17 protein-coding genes are annotated in these 15903 nt (G+C 57.3%); 13 read left to right on the top strand and 4 right to left on the bottom strand.

All coding sequences use genetic code 11. From position 1 onward, the window contains the following. Positions 1-182 precede the first annotated feature (182 nt). Both acs and AC13DD_RS09945 read left to right on the top strand, forming a co-directional pair. Positions 183-2132, top strand: coding sequence for an acetate--CoA ligase (acs, locus tag AC13DD_RS09950; protein WP_053114647.1), 1950 nt, complete (start codon positions 183-185; stop codon positions 2130-2132). Between the two features lie 44 nt (positions 2133-2176). Next, positions 2177-2842, top strand: coding sequence for a response regulator transcription factor (locus tag AC13DD_RS09945; protein WP_008176124.1), 666 nt, complete (start codon positions 2177-2179; stop codon positions 2840-2842). A 75-nt stretch (positions 2843-2917) separates the two neighbouring features. Here the strand turns inward: AC13DD_RS09945 and AC13DD_RS09940 are convergent, their stop codons facing one another. After that, positions 2918-3901, bottom strand: a complete 984-nt coding sequence (locus AC13DD_RS09940) for a D-2-hydroxyacid dehydrogenase (RefSeq protein ID WP_169702130.1) — start codon at positions 3899-3901, stop codon at positions 2918-2920. A 239-nt stretch (positions 3902-4140) separates the two neighbouring features. Between AC13DD_RS09940 and AC13DD_RS09935 the strand changes: the two genes are divergently transcribed. Genes AC13DD_RS09935 through AC13DD_RS09925 form a run of 3 tightly spaced genes read left to right on the top strand, consistent with a single transcriptional unit; the run spans position 4141 to position 6133 of the window. After that, positions 4141-5367: a pyridoxal phosphate-dependent aminotransferase gene (locus AC13DD_RS09935; RefSeq protein ID WP_008176120.1), complete on the top strand. Its 1227-nt coding sequence runs from the start codon at positions 4141-4143 to the stop codon at positions 5365-5367. A 9-nt stretch (positions 5368-5376) separates the two neighbouring features. Next, positions 5377-5568 carry a CPXCG motif-containing cysteine-rich protein gene (locus AC13DD_RS09930; RefSeq protein ID WP_008176119.1) on the top strand — a complete coding sequence of 64 codons (192 nt, stop codon included), beginning with the start codon at positions 5377-5379 and terminating at the stop codon, positions 5566-5568. Then, positions 5561-6133, top strand: a complete 573-nt coding sequence (locus AC13DD_RS09925) for a YceB family lipoprotein (protein ID WP_053114649.1) — start codon at positions 5561-5563, stop codon at positions 6131-6133. The genes AC13DD_RS09930 and AC13DD_RS09925 overlap by 8 nt, the downstream gene beginning before the upstream one ends. Positions 6134-6140: 7 nt before the next feature. On the opposite strand, the gene AC13DD_RS09920 is transcribed toward AC13DD_RS09925, so the two are convergent. After that, the gene (locus AC13DD_RS09920) at positions 6141-7295 is read right to left on the bottom strand and encodes an isocitrate/isopropylmalate dehydrogenase family protein (RefSeq protein WP_053114650.1); all 1155 of its coding nucleotides are present in this window, start codon (positions 7293-7295) and stop codon (positions 6141-6143) included. A gap of 193 nt (positions 7296-7488) precedes the next feature. On the opposite strand from AC13DD_RS09920, the gene AC13DD_RS09915 reads away from it, so the two are divergent. Continuing rightward, positions 7489-8259 (top strand): EAL domain-containing protein, encoded by a 771-nt coding sequence (locus AC13DD_RS09915; protein ID WP_169702131.1) that lies wholly within the window; start codon positions 7489-7491, stop codon positions 8257-8259. 29 nt (positions 8260-8288) lie between these two features. Then, entirely contained in the window at positions 8289-8645 is a 357-nt protein-coding gene (locus tag AC13DD_RS09910) for a hypothetical protein (RefSeq protein ID WP_227499699.1), read from the top strand. A 3-nt stretch (positions 8646-8648) separates the two neighbouring features. Here the strand turns inward: AC13DD_RS09910 and AC13DD_RS09905 are convergent, their stop codons facing one another. Next, the gene (locus tag AC13DD_RS09905; RefSeq protein ID WP_104270190.1) at positions 8649-9542 is read right to left on the bottom strand and encodes a LysR family transcriptional regulator; all 894 of its coding nucleotides are present in this window, start codon (positions 9540-9542) and stop codon (positions 8649-8651) included. A 153-nt stretch (positions 9543-9695) separates the two neighbouring features. Here AC13DD_RS09905 and AC13DD_RS09900 point away from each other — a divergent pair, with 153 nt between their 5' ends. The 5 genes from AC13DD_RS09900 (at position 9696) to AC13DD_RS09880 (ending at position 14492) form a co-directional block, all read left to right on the top strand. Further along, on the top strand, positions 9696-10907 hold the full coding sequence (locus AC13DD_RS09900) for an acyl-CoA dehydrogenase family protein (RefSeq protein ID WP_405418829.1): 1212 nt from the start codon (positions 9696-9698) through the stop codon (positions 10905-10907). A gap of 172 nt (positions 10908-11079) precedes the next feature. Continuing rightward, the gene (locus AC13DD_RS09895; RefSeq protein ID WP_053114653.1) at positions 11080-11898 is read left to right on the top strand and encodes an SDR family oxidoreductase; all 819 of its coding nucleotides are present in this window, start codon (positions 11080-11082) and stop codon (positions 11896-11898) included. Positions 11899-11950: 52 nt separating this feature from the next. Further along, a complete protein-coding gene (locus AC13DD_RS09890) occupies positions 11951-13015 on the top strand; it encodes a phosphotransferase family protein (protein WP_008176102.1) in 1065 nt (354 codons plus the stop codon). Further along, complete coding sequence (locus tag AC13DD_RS09885; protein WP_405418832.1) at positions 13015-13704, top strand: histidine phosphatase family protein; 690 nt, start codon at positions 13015-13017, stop codon at positions 13702-13704. The genes AC13DD_RS09890 and AC13DD_RS09885 overlap by 1 nt, the downstream gene beginning before the upstream one ends. A gap of 17 nt (positions 13705-13721) precedes the next feature. After that, positions 13722-14492, top strand: coding sequence for an SDR family oxidoreductase (locus AC13DD_RS09880; protein WP_008176098.1), 771 nt, complete (start codon positions 13722-13724; stop codon positions 14490-14492). Positions 14493-14563: 71 nt separating this feature from the next. Here AC13DD_RS09880 and AC13DD_RS09875 read toward each other — a convergent pair whose 3' ends face one another. Next, positions 14564-15442, bottom strand: a complete 879-nt coding sequence (locus tag AC13DD_RS09875) for a DUF6279 family lipoprotein (protein ID WP_008176096.1) — start codon at positions 15440-15442, stop codon at positions 14564-14566. Between the two features lie 144 nt (positions 15443-15586). Between AC13DD_RS09875 and AC13DD_RS09870 the strand changes: the two genes are divergently transcribed. Then, positions 15587-15721: a DUF2798 domain-containing protein gene (locus AC13DD_RS09870; protein WP_008176094.1), complete on the top strand. Its 135-nt coding sequence runs from the start codon at positions 15587-15589 to the stop codon at positions 15719-15721. Positions 15722-15903 lie beyond the last annotated feature (182 nt).

The following is a 15903-nucleotide window of genomic DNA, read 5'->3' as shown; positions in this document are numbered from 1 at the left end:
TTTCTTGCGGGTTACCGACCTTTTTGGGCTAAAAGTTCAGGCGGATTAGGACGTTAGTCTAATTCATTGTGTAGTGGCTAGCATGGTGAACTACCACTATCCGTCTAAAGGGCCGGAGAGGCCTCAACGTCTGAATTCCAAAACCGACAATGACAACAGACTCTGACTAAAGGGGGAGCACAATGACTGGTAAACAGGTATATCCGGTAAGCCCGGAAGTGGCCAAACAGGCCCTTCTGAACCGGGAACAGTATGAAGAAATGTATCGTCAGTCAGTCGAAGACCCGGATACCTTCTGGGGTGAGCACGGCAAGCGCCTTGAGTGGATCAAGCCTTACACCAAGGTGAAAAACACGACCTACGATTACAACAATCTGTCCATCAAATGGTTCGAAGATGGCCAGTTGAATGCCTCAGCCAACTGCCTGGACCGTCATTTGGAAAAGCGCGGCGACCAGACAGCCATCATCTTTGAAGGCGATGATCCCGCCGATTCACGCAACGTGACCTATCGCGAACTGCACGAGGAAACCAGCAAGTTCGCCAACGTCCTTAAAGGTCTGGGCGTGAAGAAGGGTGATGTTGTCACCATTTACATGCCGATGATTGTTGAGACAGCCGTCGCCATGCTGGCCTGCGCACGTATCGGCGCGATTCACTCCGTGGTGTTCGGCGGTTTTTCTCCGGAAGCGCTTGGTGCCCGGATTGTGAACGGCAAATCCCGCTTCGTAGTCACCGCTGACGAAGGCGTTCGTGGCGGCCGCAAGATTCCGCTGAAGAAGAACGTGGACGCGGCCCTGAAGAATGAAGATGCCGCCAATGTCGAGAAGGTGGTGGTTGTTACCCGGACCGGCAATTCCGAAGTGCCCTGGAATGACGCCCGCGACGAGCGTTACGAAGACCTGATGAAGTCCGCCTCTGCCGACTGCCAGCCAGAGCCGATGAACGCCGAAGATCCGCTGTTCATGCTGTATACCTCGGGTTCCACTGGTGCGCCCAAGGGCGTTCTGCATACCACCGGTGGCTACATGGTCTATGCCTCCATGACCCACGAGTACGTGTTCGATTATCATGAAGGCGACGTGTACTGGTGTACTGCCGATTTCGGCTGGGTCACAGGCCACAGCTATATCCTGTACGGCCCGCTGGCTAACGGTGCCATCACCGTTCTGTTCGAGGGTGTGCCCAACTATCCGGACAGTTCTCGTATGGGGCAGGTTGTCGACAAGCACAAGGTCAACATCCTGTACACCGCTCCGACCGCAATTCGTGCCCTGATGGCGGAAGGCGAGTCCTGCATGAACGGCACTACCCGTGAAAGCCTGAAACTGCTGGGCTCCGTGGGCGAGCCGATCAACCCCGAAGCCTGGGAGTGGTACCACCGGGTTATCGGCAACAGCAAGTGCCCCATCGTGGATACCTGGTGGCAGACTGAAACCGGTGGCATCCTGATTTCCCCGCTGCCGGGCGCGATTGATCTGAAACCCGGCTCAGCCACGGTGCCGTTCTTCGGTGTTCAGCCGGCACTGGTAGACAATGACGGCAACATCCTTGAGGGCAAGACCGAGGGTAACCTCGTCATCCTGGACAGCTGGCCGGGCCAGATGCGGACGATCTATGGGGATCACGAGCGTTTCGCTCAGACCTATTTCAGCACTTACAAGGGCATGTACTTTACCGGTGACGGCGCCCGTCGCGATGAAGACGGGTACTACTGGATCACAGGTCGTGTCGACGATGTTCTGAACGTGTCAGGTCACCGTCTGGGTACCGCCGAAGTCGAAAGCGCCCTGGTTTCCCACGAGAAGGTCGCAGAAGCTGCCGTTGTTGGCTATCCGCATGACATCAAGGGTCAGGGCATCTATGTCTATGTAACACTGGTACATGGACAGGAACCTTCTGACGAGTTGAAGAAAGAGCTTGTCCAGTGGGTGCGCAAGGAGATTGGCCCCATCGCCTCTCCAGATGTGATCCAGTGGGCACCTGGACTGCCTAAAACGCGTTCTGGCAAGATTATGCGGCGTATTTTGCGTAAGATTGCCGCTAACGAGCACGACCAGTTGGGTGATACCTCTACGCTGGCAGATCCGGGTGTAGTCGATGACCTGATCAGCGGTCGTGCGAACCAGTAACGCCTGTGTGTTACCAGGCCATGTACCTGTAAGGAATCTGTTGAATGGCACAAACAATTATCGTCGCTGATGATCACCCGCTGTTTCGCGCAGCATTGAAGCAGGCGGTCAGTCAGGCGGTGCCCGATGCCGAGACGGTGGAAGTCGACAGCATCAAGGCACTGCAGGCGGCGGTAGAGTCGCACCCGGATGCGGATCTGGTTCTGCTGGATCTCAATATGCCGGGTGCCCACGGCTTCTCGGGGCTCGTCTTCATGCGAGGCCAGTACCCGGGGCTGCCGGTGGTGGTTGTGTCAGGATCCGAGGAATTGCAGGTAATGCGTCGCTCGATTGACTACGGTGCTTCCGGTTTCATACCGAAGTCGGCGCCGCTGCCAACCATTACCGAGGCGATTCAGGCGGTTTTGGAAGGCGACGTCTGGTTGCCGCAGGGAGTGGCCGACAAGATCGAGCGAATGCATTCAGATGCCACCGACTTTTCCGAGAAGCTGGCATCGCTGACGCCTCAACAGTTCCGGGTGCTGGGTATGCTGGCCGAGGGGCTTCTGAACAAACAGATCGCCTATGATCTGGATGTGTCGGAAGCCACCATCAAGGCCCATATCACGGCGGTGTTCCGGAAGCTTGGGGTGCGGAACCGCACTCAGGCGGTGATTGCGATCCAGCAGATGGAGATTGATCCATCGGATCAGTCCTTGTCTGGTAGCTGATTGGTTTTGATGGTTCGAATATAAAACGGGAGCCTTTTGGCTCCCGTTTTGTTTTTGGATGAGTGCCGGGCACGGTTATTTGCTGCCAGCGTAACCCAATTCCTTGTCGACCAAATTGAACAGCTCGTCACCCTTGTGCCAGCGGTCGAAGTTCTCCAGGAACTGATCCGTCAGTGCACGTTTCCAGCCGATGAAGTCGCCGGCCATATGGGCGGTCATGGTGACATTCTCCATGTCCCAGAGCGGATGATCTTCCGCCAGCGGTTCCTCTTCGAAGACATCGAGTCCTGCGCCGGCAATTTCGCCATTTTCGAGGGCCGTGATCAGGTCATCGGTTTTGACGATCGGGCCACGTCCAATGTTGATCAGACGGGCGGAATTTTTCATGGCCTTGAAGGCTTTTTCGTCAAACAGGCCTTCGGTCTGGGGTGTTAGTGGCGCCGCAATCACTACAAAGTCCGCATGCCCGAGCTGCTCGTAAAGATCGTCATTGCCGTGTACCGCCACAAAATCGGGGTCCTCCTTCCTGGGCTTGCGGGCGATGCCGTGTGCTTTTAAACCGGCAGCGCCGACCAGGCGGCCGATCTGCCGGCCGATCGAGCCTGCGCCAACAACCAGAACCTGCTTGCCCTCTGCCCGCTCTGTGTCCCGATGTTTCCACTGGTGCTTCATCTGCAGCCGGATGGAATTCGGGAAATCCTTGGCGAACATGAGGATGGTGCACAGCACGTATTCGGCAATGGTACGGTCGAAAATGCCCCGCGCGTTGGTGACGGTTACATCGCCCCTGATCAGATCCGGGAACATCAGGGCATCGACGCCGGCACTTGTGGCGTGAATCCATTGGAGCTTGTCTGCGGTGTGCCAGGCGGCCGCGAGGGCCTCCGTGCGAAAGTCCGTCACCATCATGATATCGGTGCCCGGCAGGGTGTCGCGAAGGGTGGGCTCGTCACAGGCAAAGCGCACATCGGCGCGGGCCCTGACTGCGTCCATTCCCGGCGGTTCCTGCTCTCCCGGCGCGGTGAGAACGGTAACAACAGGTTTGCTGTGCTGAGTCATTGAGCCTCCGCCTTTTTGATGAATGACTTCGTTGAACTGGTCGTTGCCCCGAGGGGTAATAACAGTCTGGTCGGCAGGCTCTGTCGGGTCAACTTGCGAGGCACCGGAATTTCCGCTCACAGCGTTGATGGCGGTACTTTCACGTACATCATCTATATGATTTTTTGTCTTGTAGAGGCCATCCATACTGACTAACCTGCAGGGGTAGATCTTATTTGCCCCGTTTGCAGGAGGTGTTTATGGCAGAAGCCGCCAACAAAGAAACTGGTCAGGAAAAACCGCGTAGAGTGAAGTACCGGAAAACCAAGGCCAGTTGGAACCCTGCCATGCAGGCGATCCCGGTGCCGGGTATCCGTCGCATGGTGAATATGGCGGCCACCATGAAGGATGTTATTCATCTTTCCATCGGTCAGCCTGATCTGCCGACCCCAAAGCACGTCATCGATGCCTACATCGATGCGCTCAACGCGGGGCAGACCGGCTATACCATGGATGCCGGCCTGCCTGAATTGCTGGTTGCCCTGCGCGACTACTACGGCAAGCGCTACAACCGGAAACTGACCCGGGACAATATCCTGATCACCAGCGGCGCTACAGAAGCCATGTACCTGGCTATTTCAGCCACCTCTGCGCCCGGGCGGCAGTTTATCGTGACGGACCCGTCGTTTTTGCTCTATGCGCCCCTGATTCGCATGAACGGTGGTGAAGTAAAGTTTGTGCAGACCCGGGCAGAGAATAACCACCAGCTGGATCCGGATGAGGTCATCAAGGCCATGGGGCCCAGGACTTATGCGCTGATCCTGAACAACCCCAACAACCCGACCGGGGCGGTTTACCCGCGTAGCACCGTGGAGACCATCCTGGAGGAATGTGCCTATCGGGGAATTCAGGTGTATGCCGATGAAGTCTACGACCACCTGATCTTTGATGACGAAGACTTCGCCAGCGTGCTGAACTGCTCGATGGATCTGGACAACATCATGTGCATCAGCAGTTTTTCAAAAACCTACAGCATGGCAGGTCTGCGGGTTGGCTGGGTGATTGCCAGTCAGGCGGCCATCAAGTCTCTGCGTCGCTTCCACATGTTCACCACCTCCGTGGCTAACACGCCGTCCCAGTTTGCCGGCGTCGCTGCACTGACCGGTGACCAGCAGTGCGTTCGCGATATGGTAGATATCTACCGTGAGCGCCGGGACAAGGTGGTCGAGCTGGTCGATCAGACCCCCTACATGACCGGTTATAAGCCTGGCGGTGCCTTCTTTGCTTTCCCTGACCTTCCACCTCATGTCGATGGCTCTGATCTGGCCTTGCGAATGCTGAAGGAAACCGGCGTCTGCATGGTGCCCGGTGACGCCTTTGGCGAGGGATGCACCAACGCCGTTCGGATCAGTTTCTCCACGACCTGCGAGAAGCTGGAAGAGGCGTTCGATCGCGTCATCCCCTGGATGGCCAAGCAACAGTTCTGAGGTGATGCCATGTCCGCCCTGGATTCGGTACTGATTCAGTGCCCGTACTGCTGGGAGACGCTGGATGTCAGCGTCGACCCGTCGGTACCGGAACAGGAGTATGTCGAGGATTGCCAGGTCTGCTGCAGACCCATCTTGATACACGTGGTTTTTGACGACACTCTTACGCCTCATGTCGAGGCCCGGGCCGAAAATGAATAGAACGCCGATTTACGCCCTCCGTGCGCTTCTGGCCCTGCTGCTGGTGCTCGCCAGCGGTTGCGCCAGTCTGTCGCCCTATTCCATCTCCGAAGGCGAGCTGGAACGGCACCTTCAGGATGTGGTTCGCGACTTCGACCGCAACCAGCTGAATAGTGGTTCGCCATTGAGTCTGAGTCTCGACGACGCCGACATTACCCTTGGGCCAGATGGTCGCGATGTGGCGGTGATCGATGTGAGAGGTCAGGTGGCACTGAATGCGCTGATGACGAAGCTGCCCGTGGACATTGCCTTGAAGGTCGAAGGGGCGCCGGTTTACGACAGCACCGAGAAAGCCATCTTCATACGGCGGTTGCAGCTTCTTGAAAGCAGTATTGACTCTCCGTTCTTCAAAGGGGATTTGAAGCCTGTAACCGATACGGTCATGCGGCTGGTTGCCCAGATGCTGGAGACCATGCCGGTGTACCGACTGGACGAAACCGACTTCGCCCAGCGTATGTTCGGTATGATGCCGGTAGATGTGCGGGTAGCGCCTGGCCGGCTCGAATTTGTCATGGCCGACCAGTAACCCTGATCTATCGGGACAGCCGCTCGCAGATTGCAGAGCCGATCTCGTGGGTGCCTCGTCGGCTGCCCGAGTTTTCGGCAAGGTCTGCAGCCACTGCATCGAACAGCTCCTTGCCAGCTGCGGCAATGGCAGGGTCCTTGCGGCCCAGCCACTCGAGCATGCGGGCGGCGGTAAAGAGCATGGCGGTGGGGTCAGCCAGGCCCTGGCCGGCAATATCCGGTGCGCTGCCATGGGTAGGTTCGAACATAGAAGGCATATCCGGATCCGTCGGGTTCAGGTTGCAGGAGGGTGCCACGCCCATGCCACCTGACAGAACCGCAGCTAGGTCGGTAAGAATGTCCCCCTGGAGGTTGCTCGCGACGACCACGTCAAAGGCCCAGGGGCTTTGCACGAACTTCATGCAGGCCGCGTCCACCAGCTCATGATGCGTGGCCACGTCCGGGTAGTCCTTGCTTATCTCCTCGAACGCTTCGGTGTACATGTCGCCCCAGTAGCGCAAGGCATTGCGCTTGGTGACCAGGCACACCTGGCTTTCACAGGTTCTGCCATCCAGGGTCCTGAATGTCCGTGTGCGACCCTCCGAAACCCGGTCTGCGGCGCGGTTTCGGGCCTGTTCAAACCCATAGCGGATGATCCGGTCGGTTGCCTTGCGTGTGAACACCTCCATCTGGGTGGCCACTTCATCCGGCGTGCCCTTGCGCAGACGTCCACCCTGGCTGACGTACTCACCCTCGGAGTTTTCCCGAATCACCAGCATGTCGATGTCCTTGGCGCGCTCATCGGCCAGGTACTGGCGGGCACCGGGCAGAAGCCGGGCCGGACGTTCGCAGACCCACTGGTCGAACCCTTTGCGCATGTCCAGCAGTGGCGCCAGTGAGATGCTGTCTGGAAGCAGGTATCGGTCCGGATCGTCCATAGGGCCCGGATCGCCAAGGGCACCCAGAAGGATGGCATCGTACTTCTGTAACTGCGCCAAGGCATCCGCGGGCATGGATTCGCCATGCTCCTCGTGCCAGGCGTGGGATGGCCAGGGGAATCGAGTCCACTCAAGGTCCAGGCCGTGTTTGGCGCGCAGGGTCTCGAGGCAGCGCACAGCCTCGGCCACCACTTCAGGACCTATGCCGTCGCCCGGGGTTACAGCGATGCGGGTAGTTTGGGCCATTAGGGAAACTCCTTTTGTGGACAGACACGTATAAACGACAAACCCCAGTTTAGTCATGTAGGCAGGGGATGCCACCGTTTGACACGCTTTAACCAGAAAGTGGTTTTACCGGGGAGGGGATCGCGGCTATATTGGGTGAAAAATACGCCATATAAACATAGCAAAACCGCCAGAAGTGAATTCAGGAGTTGAAGTGAACCAACCCGCCGTACTGTTTGACGAGTCTCATTGCGAGCAATGTGCATGTGGAGAGGGGTTGGATTTTTCCTTTACCTTTGCGTTCCAGCCCATTGTTGACGTTCTCAACAAATCTGTTTACGCCTACGAGGCGCTGGTGCGAGGCACCGAGGGTCAGGGGGCGATGAGTGTCCTCTCGAAGGTAACCGAACAGAATCGCTACGCCTTCGATCAGGTTTGTCGGGTCAAGGCGGTCAAGCTTGCCGCCAGGCTGAACATGGAGCCGATGCTCAGCATTAATTTTATGCCCAACGCGGTGTACCGGGCCGAGTACTGTATTCGCACGACCCTGGCGGCTGCCAAGACCTACAATTTTGATACCCGGAAAATCATTTTCGAGCTTACTGAGGACGAACAGCTGACCTCCACATCTGTCGACCACCTCGTGTCGATTATCGAGGCTTATCAGGAGATGGGTTTCAGCACCGCCATTGATGATTTCGGGGCCGGTTTCTCACGGTACAATGTCATGATGGCCAGCCCGCCCGATCTGTTGAAGCTGGATATGGCATTGATCCGTGATATTGATCGGCAGCCGAACAAGCAGGCCGTTGTTGCAGGCATCATTACCATGATGACTCAGCTTGGCGGCCAGATCATTGCTGAGGGCGTCGAAACCAAGGAAGAATACTTCTGGTTGCGCTCCCAGGGGATCAATCTCTACCAGGGCTATCTATTCGCCAAACCGGGGTTCGAGTGCCTTCCGGAGCCCGTGTTTCCGGCCTGACGGGCCTCTAAACTGACAGGAACGACACCTTGCTATACCGAATGATCACCATTGTCGGCGGACTGGTTTTTGTCATCATCCTGTTCGCTCTGATCTGGTTTTTCTGCAAGAAATTTCTTGAGCACCACGGTGTCACCGACCAGGTCAAAGACCGGGCCATGGTTCTGGCCACCTGGACCTTTGCCGGTATCAGCGTCGGACTGGTATTCGCGGTGGTTGGTGCATTTGTCCTGGGCCCCTGGGCTTTCTACCGAACCCTGAGGGGCCACGATGTGGAGATATCCGATGGTGCCGCCGTCTGGTGGGGCCTCGGCATCGTAATGGCGTCCCTGGGGATCACGGCTATCGGATTCTTCGGTTTCCTGATGGTGGTTGGCGCCTACTGAGGCTCAACTGATTGCCTTCAACTGCTCCCGGAACCAGATCAGCGCCGGCTCCCGCTCGTAAGCCTTGTGCCAATACAGGTGCACGTCGATAGACGGCAGGTCCGCCGGCGGATCCATAATCCGGATGTTGGCCCGCTCGGCGATAATTCTGGCGTAAGCTTCCGGCATGGTCAGCAGCAGATCGGTCTCTTCCACCACTCTGCAGGCGGCATAGTAGTGCTGACACCGCAAGCGGATACTCCGTTGTACCCCCAGTCGCGATAGTTCAAAGTCCTCAATCCCGGGTCCTTCGGTCCGCGAGGATACCAGCACGTGTTTTGCGGACAGGTACCCTTCCATATCCAGCGACTCTGTTGCCAGCGGGTGCCCCTCCCGGGCCAGAACCACCAGACGGTCGCGCCTCAGGAGTTCGTGGGACGTCTGGTTACTCACGGGCAACAGCACATCCACGGCAAAATCCAGTTTGCCGGCCGCCAGTTGCGTCTCCATGTCGCGCCTCGCGATCCTCTGGCTGACAATTTCCAGTTCCGGATAGGCGTCCAGGCGCGCCATCAGGCGGGGCAGGAAGGTCGATTCCAGAATGTCACGTAGCCCGAGCGAATAGGTTTTACGCTGGGTGGCCGGATCAAAGGCATGAAACTGGTTTACCGCGCCCTGGATCTGGGTGAGCCCCGGTCGCATGGACTCAAGGAACCGCCGGGCCAGTGGTGTTGGCACCATCTGGTTGCCCTGACGGGTAAACAGGGGGTCGTCAAAATGGTCCCTTAGCCTCGACAGGGAATGACTGACAGCCGGCTGAGTGAGATGCAGTGACTTGGCTGCACGAGTCAGGCTTCCCTCCCGGTAGATGGTGTCGAACACGTGCAACAGGTTCAGGTCCAGGCGGTTGAGGGCCATGAGCGGGATCCGTTTCTGGAGAATTTGAATAAGTTTGGTTAATAATAAACGATAAGAATAATTCAGTCGCGTAATAGTTAAGTTATCCCTAGACTGGTCTCAACGTGATGATTCCGTGCACGCCACCGTGCAACCGTTAGCGAGGAGACGGCGATGGATTTCAATATTTCCGAGAAAGGCCAGGATTATCTCAACCGCGTGAAGCAGTTCATGAAGGATGAGATTTTTCCCATCGAAGAGCAGTACCACAAGGAGCTTGCCTCACTGGATAACCGCTGGGTTGTGCTTCCGATCATCCGGGAGCTGAAGGAGAAAGCCAAAGCCCAGGGCCTATGGAACATGTTCTTCCCGGACGAAAAATACGGCTGCGGCCTGCTGAACTCCGACTACGCACTGATTGCCGAGGAAACCGGGCGCAGCTTTATTGCGCCGGAGATCTTCAACTGCAACGCGCCGGATACGGGCAATATGGAAGTGCTGATTCACTACGGCTCTGAGGAGCAGAAAGCCGAGTGGTTGCCGCGGCTGCTCAGTGGTGAGATTCGCTCCGCCTTCTGCATGACCGAGCCGGCGGTAGCCTCCTCCGATGCCACCAATATGGAAGCCACCGCCGTTATTGAAGGCGACGAAGTTGTTTTGAACGGTCGCAAATGGTGGAGTACCGGCATCGGACACCCTGATTGCAAGGTTGCCATCTTCATGGGGCTGACGGATCCCGATGCCCACAAGCACCGTCGCCACTCGATGGTGCTGGTGCCGCTGGATACCCCGGGGGTCAAGATCGAGCGTATGCTGCCGGTATTCGGTGAATACGACGAGCCTTATGGCCACGGCGAGGTTCTGTTCGACAACGTCCGGTTGCCCAAGAGCGCTTTCATTGCCGGTCCGGGCCGCGGGTTCGAGATCGCCCAGGGTCGCCTTGGGCCGGGACGAGTTCACCATTGCATGCGGGCCATCGGCGCAGCGGAGCGCACGCTGGAGATTCTGATCAAGCGGGCAACGACTCGTGAGGCCTTCGGGCGTCCGATCGCCAAGCTGGGCGGCAATCCGGATATCATTGCCAATGCCCGCATGGCCATTGAGCAGGCGCGTCTGCTCACGCTGAAATGCGCCTGGGCACTGGATACGAAGGGCATCATGGGGGCGCTTCAGGAGGTCTCCATGATCAAGGCGGTGATTCCGTCCATGTTGCAGAACATTGTGGATCAGGCCATTCAGATTCACGGTGGTGCCGGAGTCAGCGACGATGACTTCCCGCTGACTCAGTTGTTCGCCTATGCTCGTGTCTTGCGTCTGGCCGATGGGCCTGATGAGGTACATCGGGCTATGGTTGCCCGGTTGGAGCTCCGGAAGTACAAGAACTGATAGCTCGGTGTTGGAGCGGGCGGGGCTGGCCTTCTGAAACACGCTGTGAATACGTCCATGTACGCTTGGCTACGCCATCCATGGCTCCGCACAGTTTCAGAAGGCCAGCCCCGCCCACTCTCGTATACCTGTGAGTTAAGCTGACTAAAAATTCGATACAACGGGAATCACCATGACACAGAGAGTATTCATCACGGGTGGCGCAAGCGGACTTGGCCGAGCCATCGCACTGCGTTATGCCAAAGAAGGCGCCAAAGTTTGCATCGGCGACATTAATCCGGAGCAGGGTGTTGGCGTTGAGAAAGAGATTACCGCAGCCGGAGGCGAGGGCTACTTCGTTGAGTGCGATGTTCGACGCCTGACCGATTTCGAAAAGGTACGCGATGATCTTGTGAAGAAATGGGGTGGCGTTGATGTGGTGGTGAACAACGCTGGCGTTGCCTCTGCCGGTTCCATTGAAGATACCACCATGGCGGATTGGGAGTGGATTCTCGATATCAACGTGCTGGGTGTGGTTCGCGGCTGCAAGGCGTTCACGCCGCAGTTCAAGCAGCAGGGCTCCGGGGCATTTGTGAATGTGGCCTCCATGGCCGGGCTGATGCTGGCGCCGTTGATGGATAGCTACAATGTGACCAAGGCCGGGGTAATTGCCCTGTCTGAAACCCTGAGCCAGGAACTTCGGGATGCCGGTATTCATGTGAGCTGTGTATGCCCGGCATTTTTCCAGACCAATCTGACCAGCAGCATGCGTTCAGATATCCCCGGCATTCAGCAGAACGTGAACAAGCTGATGAAGCGCTCCACGGTAACCGCCGAGGACGTGGCCGAGGATATTTTCCGGTCGGTCAACAACAAGAGCTTCTGGGTACTGCCCCACGCCAAGGAGCGCCGCATGTGGATGCTCAAACGCCATGCGCCCAAGGCTTTCGACTGGCTGATGCATCAGGAAAGCAAGCGCTGGATGAGCAAGATGGGTGGCAGCAAGGCCTGAATGCGCGGTTTTTTTACTGTTTTAAACTGAAGATTCAAAAGGAGAGTCCTGAATGACCCAGATCGACGAGGCCGTGGACATCCGGGAAGGCGAGGAGCTGGACACTGGCGCCGTAGACCGGTTCATGAAAGAGGCGATCCCGGATCTGCAAGGCGAGCCAGAGATTCGTCAATACCCGGGTGGCGCCTCAAACCTGACCTATCAGGTGGATTACGGCGACCGGTCCTACGTCTTGCGCCGGCCGCCGTTTGGCAAGATTGCCAAGTCTGCCCACGACATGCTGCGTGAGGCGAAGGTCATGCGGGCGCTCAAACCGGTTTATCCCTACGTACCCAACATCATTGCCATTTGCGATGATCACGACGTGCTGGGTTGCGATTTCTACGTGATGGAACGGTTGAAGGGCATTATCCTGCGCCAGGACTTTCCCAAGGATTTCGAGCTCAGTGAAGCCGATACCCGTAAGCTTTGCCTGAACGTGATCGACAAACTGGTGGATCTTCACCGTGTGGATGCCAAGGCAGCAGGCCTGGACAAGCTGGGCAAGGGCGAGGGCTACGTTCAGCGCCAGATTGGCGGTTGGAGCGACCGTTTCCGCAAGGCCCGCACCGACGATGTGGGTGACTTTGAGCAGGTAATGAGCTGGCTCAATGACAAGATGCCCGACGACATTGCCCAGGTGGTGATCCACAATGATTTCCGCTTCGACAACGTGGTGCTGAACCCGGACAACCCGTTCGAGGTTATTGGCGTACTGGACTGGGAGATGGCCACCATCGGTGATCCGCTGATGGATCTTGGAAACAGCCTGGCCTACTGGATTGAGGCGGACGACGAAGGCCCGTTCCAGATGCTGCGCCGCCAACCGACCCATCGCCCGGGCATGCTTACCCGCAAGGAAGTGGTGGCATATTACATGGAGCAGTCCGGCTTCAAGGTCGACAACTTCGACTTCTATGAGATCTACGGCCTGTTCCGGCTGGCAGTGATCATCCAGCAGATCTATTACCGTTTCTACCATGGCCAGACCAAGGACAAGCGTTTCGCCGCCTTTGGCCATGCCGCTAATTATCTCGAAAAGCGCTGCCAGCGGTTGATTGCGGAGAGCTCCCTGTAATGGCGACGATTTATCTGGTTCGTCACGGCCAGGCCAGTTTCGGGAAAGAAAACTACGATCAACTGTCTCCCACGGGCTGGGAGCAGGGTAGGGTGCTTGGCCGCTGGCTGGCGGGCAAAGTGGAACCGGCAGCGGTTTTCGGAGGCGATCTGGAACGCCACCGGGAAACCGTTGAAGCCATCGCCACCGGGTACGGATCCAAACTGCCCGATATGCAGGTGGTTCCCGGCTTCAACGAGTTTGATCACACCACTGTGGTGGCCCGGTACCGCCCGGAGTGGAGTGACCGCGCGGTGATGGCGCGGGACCTCAAGGCGTTTCCCAAACCGGCCAAAGCGTTCCAGGAGGCCTTTGTGCACGCGGTGCATCGCTGGGCCTCGGGCGAGTTTGACCACGAGTACGAGGAAAGCTGGCCGGACTTCAAGGCCCGCGTTATGGCGGCCTTCGAGGAAATGATTGACTACGCCGATGGCGGCGATGTGCTGGTGGCGACCTCCGGCGGGCCGATTTCCGTGATCGCCCAGCACCTGCTCGGTCTTGATGACGCCCGGGCACTCGGTCTGAACGAGGTGATCGCCAACACCAGTGTGTCGCGGGTCCTTTATTCAGGCCCCCGGCGCAGCCTGGCCGTTTTTAATAACTACAGCCACCTGGAAGCGGATGATCCCGCCCTGGTGACATTCCGATAGCGAATTGAGGTGAACGAATGAGCAGCAAGAATCTGTTTGATCTGACTGGCAAGGTTGCCCTGATTACCGGTGCCAGCCGCGGCATTGGCGAGAGTATTGCCCGGACTCTGGCCGAGTATGGCGCCCACGTGATCGTAAGCAGCCGCAAGATTGACGGTTGCGAGGCCGTTGCCAGCAGTATCCGGGATGCCGGTGGTAGCGCCGAAGCCTACGCCTGCCATATTGGTGATATGGACCAGATTGAAAGTATCTGGGGGCACATTGAGCAAACCCACGGCAAGTTGGACATTCTGGTGAACAACGCTGCCGCCAACCCTTACTTCGGGCCGGTAGAGGACACCGACCTGGGAGCGTTCAACAAGACCGTGGATGTGAATATCCGGGGCTATTTCTTCATGTGCGCCCGTGGCGCCCAGATGATGAAGAAAGCCGGTGGCGGCTCGATTGTGAACGTGGCGTCCGTGAACGGTGTAAATCCGGGCCACTACCAGGGCATCTACTCGGTCACCAAGGCCGCCGTGATTTCCATGACCAAGTCCTTTGCCATGGAGCTGGGTCAGCAGAAAATCCGCGTGAATGCGCTGCTGCCAGGGCTGACCGATACCAAGTTTGCCAGCGCCCTGACTACGAACGAAGCCATTAAGAAGCAGGCGATGGCTCACATACCCATGAAGCGGGTGGCGGATCCAAGTGAAATGGCGGGTACTGTGTTGTACCTGGTTTCCAATGCTTCCAGCTATACCACAGGCGCTTGCATCAACGCCGATGGTGGTTACCTGACGATCTAAGTGTAGTCTCAGGGCAGGCAGGGGCCAGATGAAAGTCTTCATCCGGCCCCTGGTTCAATTCGTCCGGGATATCAGGCCGGTGAGCAGGTCAATGCTTCAAAGTCGTTGTTGAGCTCTACTGCCCGATTCTGCAGATGGGCCAGTGTTGTGTTGTCACCCGCCAGGATCAGATCATGCATCAGGGACGCCATGGCTACGCGACTCTCCGCCATCATGGCTTTGTAGGCCTCTCCCCGCACTTCCTCGGAATTGAGAATCAGATATTCCAGTTCCGCCTCGAACGTGGGCTCGTCTCTTCCTTCCAGTATTTCCAGTAGTGCCACTTGCCAGTTCCTGCGGCCCTGCAGCCAGATTTCAGTCTGGGCGCCTCGATTGGCTGACCATTGCCGCACGATGTTTCGTTGCTCGCTGTTCAGCTCCCCCAGCCAACGTTCGACCCGCTCTGCGGTTCTGTCGGCCCGGGCCTCGGCTGTCGCCTCCGGGGAATCGGCCAGGAATTCTTCTTCCATTTCCCGCTGGCTTTGCGCCATGTTGTCCGCCAACTCCTGTACCTGTTCATCGCTCAGGCTGGAGAGAAGGTTTGTTGCGACCGGGGTTGCCCGTTCCAGAAGACTCGGGAAGAAACTGAAAAGCTGCTGCTGATGGTATTCGACAGTGGCCTGATCGGGCGGGTTGTTAGATACGTCAGACTCGAGTTCATCCAGCCAGGCCTGATAACGGGGCAGCTCGGCACTGCAATGCCACTGTCGTAGTTGTGCAATATCGTTGTTGAGTTGCTGCTTCTGGTCGGCGGTAAGCGAAACATAATCCTCAACCCACCATACGATTCCCCAGTCCGCATATCGATAAGCTACCTTGGTCGAACTGCAGCCAACCAGACCAAACGCCAGCACTAGAATGAGAACAAAGGATTTGGCAAAACTGTTTGCGCTCTCGTGACCGGTATCCATGGCTCACCTGTCCTGGTAAAAAGGCGTATCGAAAAAGGGTTGCAAGCTCACTATCATTCGGCGCTTATTGGTTAACAGTGTACGACATATCACGCCTTTCAGATGCTGCTCCGAGGAACGCTGGAGCACTGTTCAGGAGAAGTCATGAGCAAAATGAGACTTTCACGTCTACACCAGCTGATCTTCGGCTTTTACATGTCCGGAATCATGTCCCTGCTGATGTCCGGAGTGATCACTTTCATCAATACGGGCATCGACAGTGAGTTCCACTACAGATAGGAGCCGGCTTTCCTGGTCGCCTGGGCCGTTGCTTTCCCTCTGTAGAGTAAGAGGCAGGGCGTAGTCGAACTATCTCCCTGCCTCTCCTCTCCGAACCGGACGTGCACCTTTCAGCGCATCCGGCTCTCCGCTTAAACGCTGGCGAAGGCCATAGCAACTTCGGGAAAGCGAGAGGTCCACGT

Source organism: Marinobacter sp. L-13 (assembly GCF_056857715.1).
Note: the sequence above shows the minus strand (reverse complement) of the source record. Positions and strands in the feature narration are given on the sequence as shown.

What these genes read in the sequence shown, in the direction of transcription:
- AC13DD_RS09935 (WP_008176120.1), top strand. Translation starts at nt 4,141, where the DNA reads ATGGCAGAAGCCGCCAACAAAGAAACTGGTCAGGAAAAACCGCGTAGA.
- AC13DD_RS09890 (WP_008176102.1), top strand. Translation starts at nt 11,951, where the DNA reads ATGACCCAGATCGACGAGGCCGTGGACATCCGGGAAGGCGAGGAGCTG.
- AC13DD_RS09930 (WP_008176119.1), top strand. Translation starts at nt 5,377, where the DNA reads ATGTCCGCCCTGGATTCGGTACTGATTCAGTGCCCGTACTGCTGGGAG.
- AC13DD_RS09870 (WP_008176094.1), top strand. Translation starts at nt 15,587, where the DNA reads ATGAGCAAAATGAGACTTTCACGTCTACACCAGCTGATCTTCGGCTTT.
- AC13DD_RS09945 (WP_008176124.1), top strand. Translation starts at nt 2,177, where the DNA reads ATGGCACAAACAATTATCGTCGCTGATGATCACCCGCTGTTTCGCGCA.
- AC13DD_RS09880 (WP_008176098.1), top strand. Translation starts at nt 13,722, where the DNA reads ATGAGCAGCAAGAATCTGTTTGATCTGACTGGCAAGGTTGCCCTGATT.
- AC13DD_RS09920 (WP_053114650.1), bottom strand. Translation starts at nt 7,295, where the DNA reads ATGGCCCAAACTACCCGCATCGCTGTAACCCCGGGCGACGGCATAGGT.
- AC13DD_RS09940 (WP_169702130.1), bottom strand. Translation starts at nt 3,901, where the DNA reads ATGACTCAGCACAGCAAACCTGTTGTTACCGTTCTCACCGCGCCGGGA.
- AC13DD_RS09875 (WP_008176096.1), bottom strand. Translation starts at nt 15,442, where the DNA reads ATGGATACCGGTCACGAGAGCGCAAACAGTTTTGCCAAATCCTTTGTT.
- AC13DD_RS09885 (WP_405418832.1), top strand. Translation starts at nt 13,015, where the DNA reads ATGGCGACGATTTATCTGGTTCGTCACGGCCAGGCCAGTTTCGGGAAA.
- AC13DD_RS09925 (WP_053114649.1), top strand. Translation starts at nt 5,561, where the DNA reads ATGAATAGAACGCCGATTTACGCCCTCCGTGCGCTTCTGGCCCTGCTG.
- AC13DD_RS09900 (WP_405418829.1), top strand. Translation starts at nt 9,696, where the DNA reads ATGGATTTCAATATTTCCGAGAAAGGCCAGGATTATCTCAACCGCGTG.
- AC13DD_RS09905 (WP_104270190.1), bottom strand. Translation starts at nt 9,542, where the DNA reads ATGGCCCTCAACCGCCTGGACCTGAACCTGTTGCACGTGTTCGACACC.
- AC13DD_RS09895 (WP_053114653.1), top strand. Translation starts at nt 11,080, where the DNA reads ATGACACAGAGAGTATTCATCACGGGTGGCGCAAGCGGACTTGGCCGA.
- acs (WP_053114647.1), top strand. Translation starts at nt 183, where the DNA reads ATGACTGGTAAACAGGTATATCCGGTAAGCCCGGAAGTGGCCAAACAG.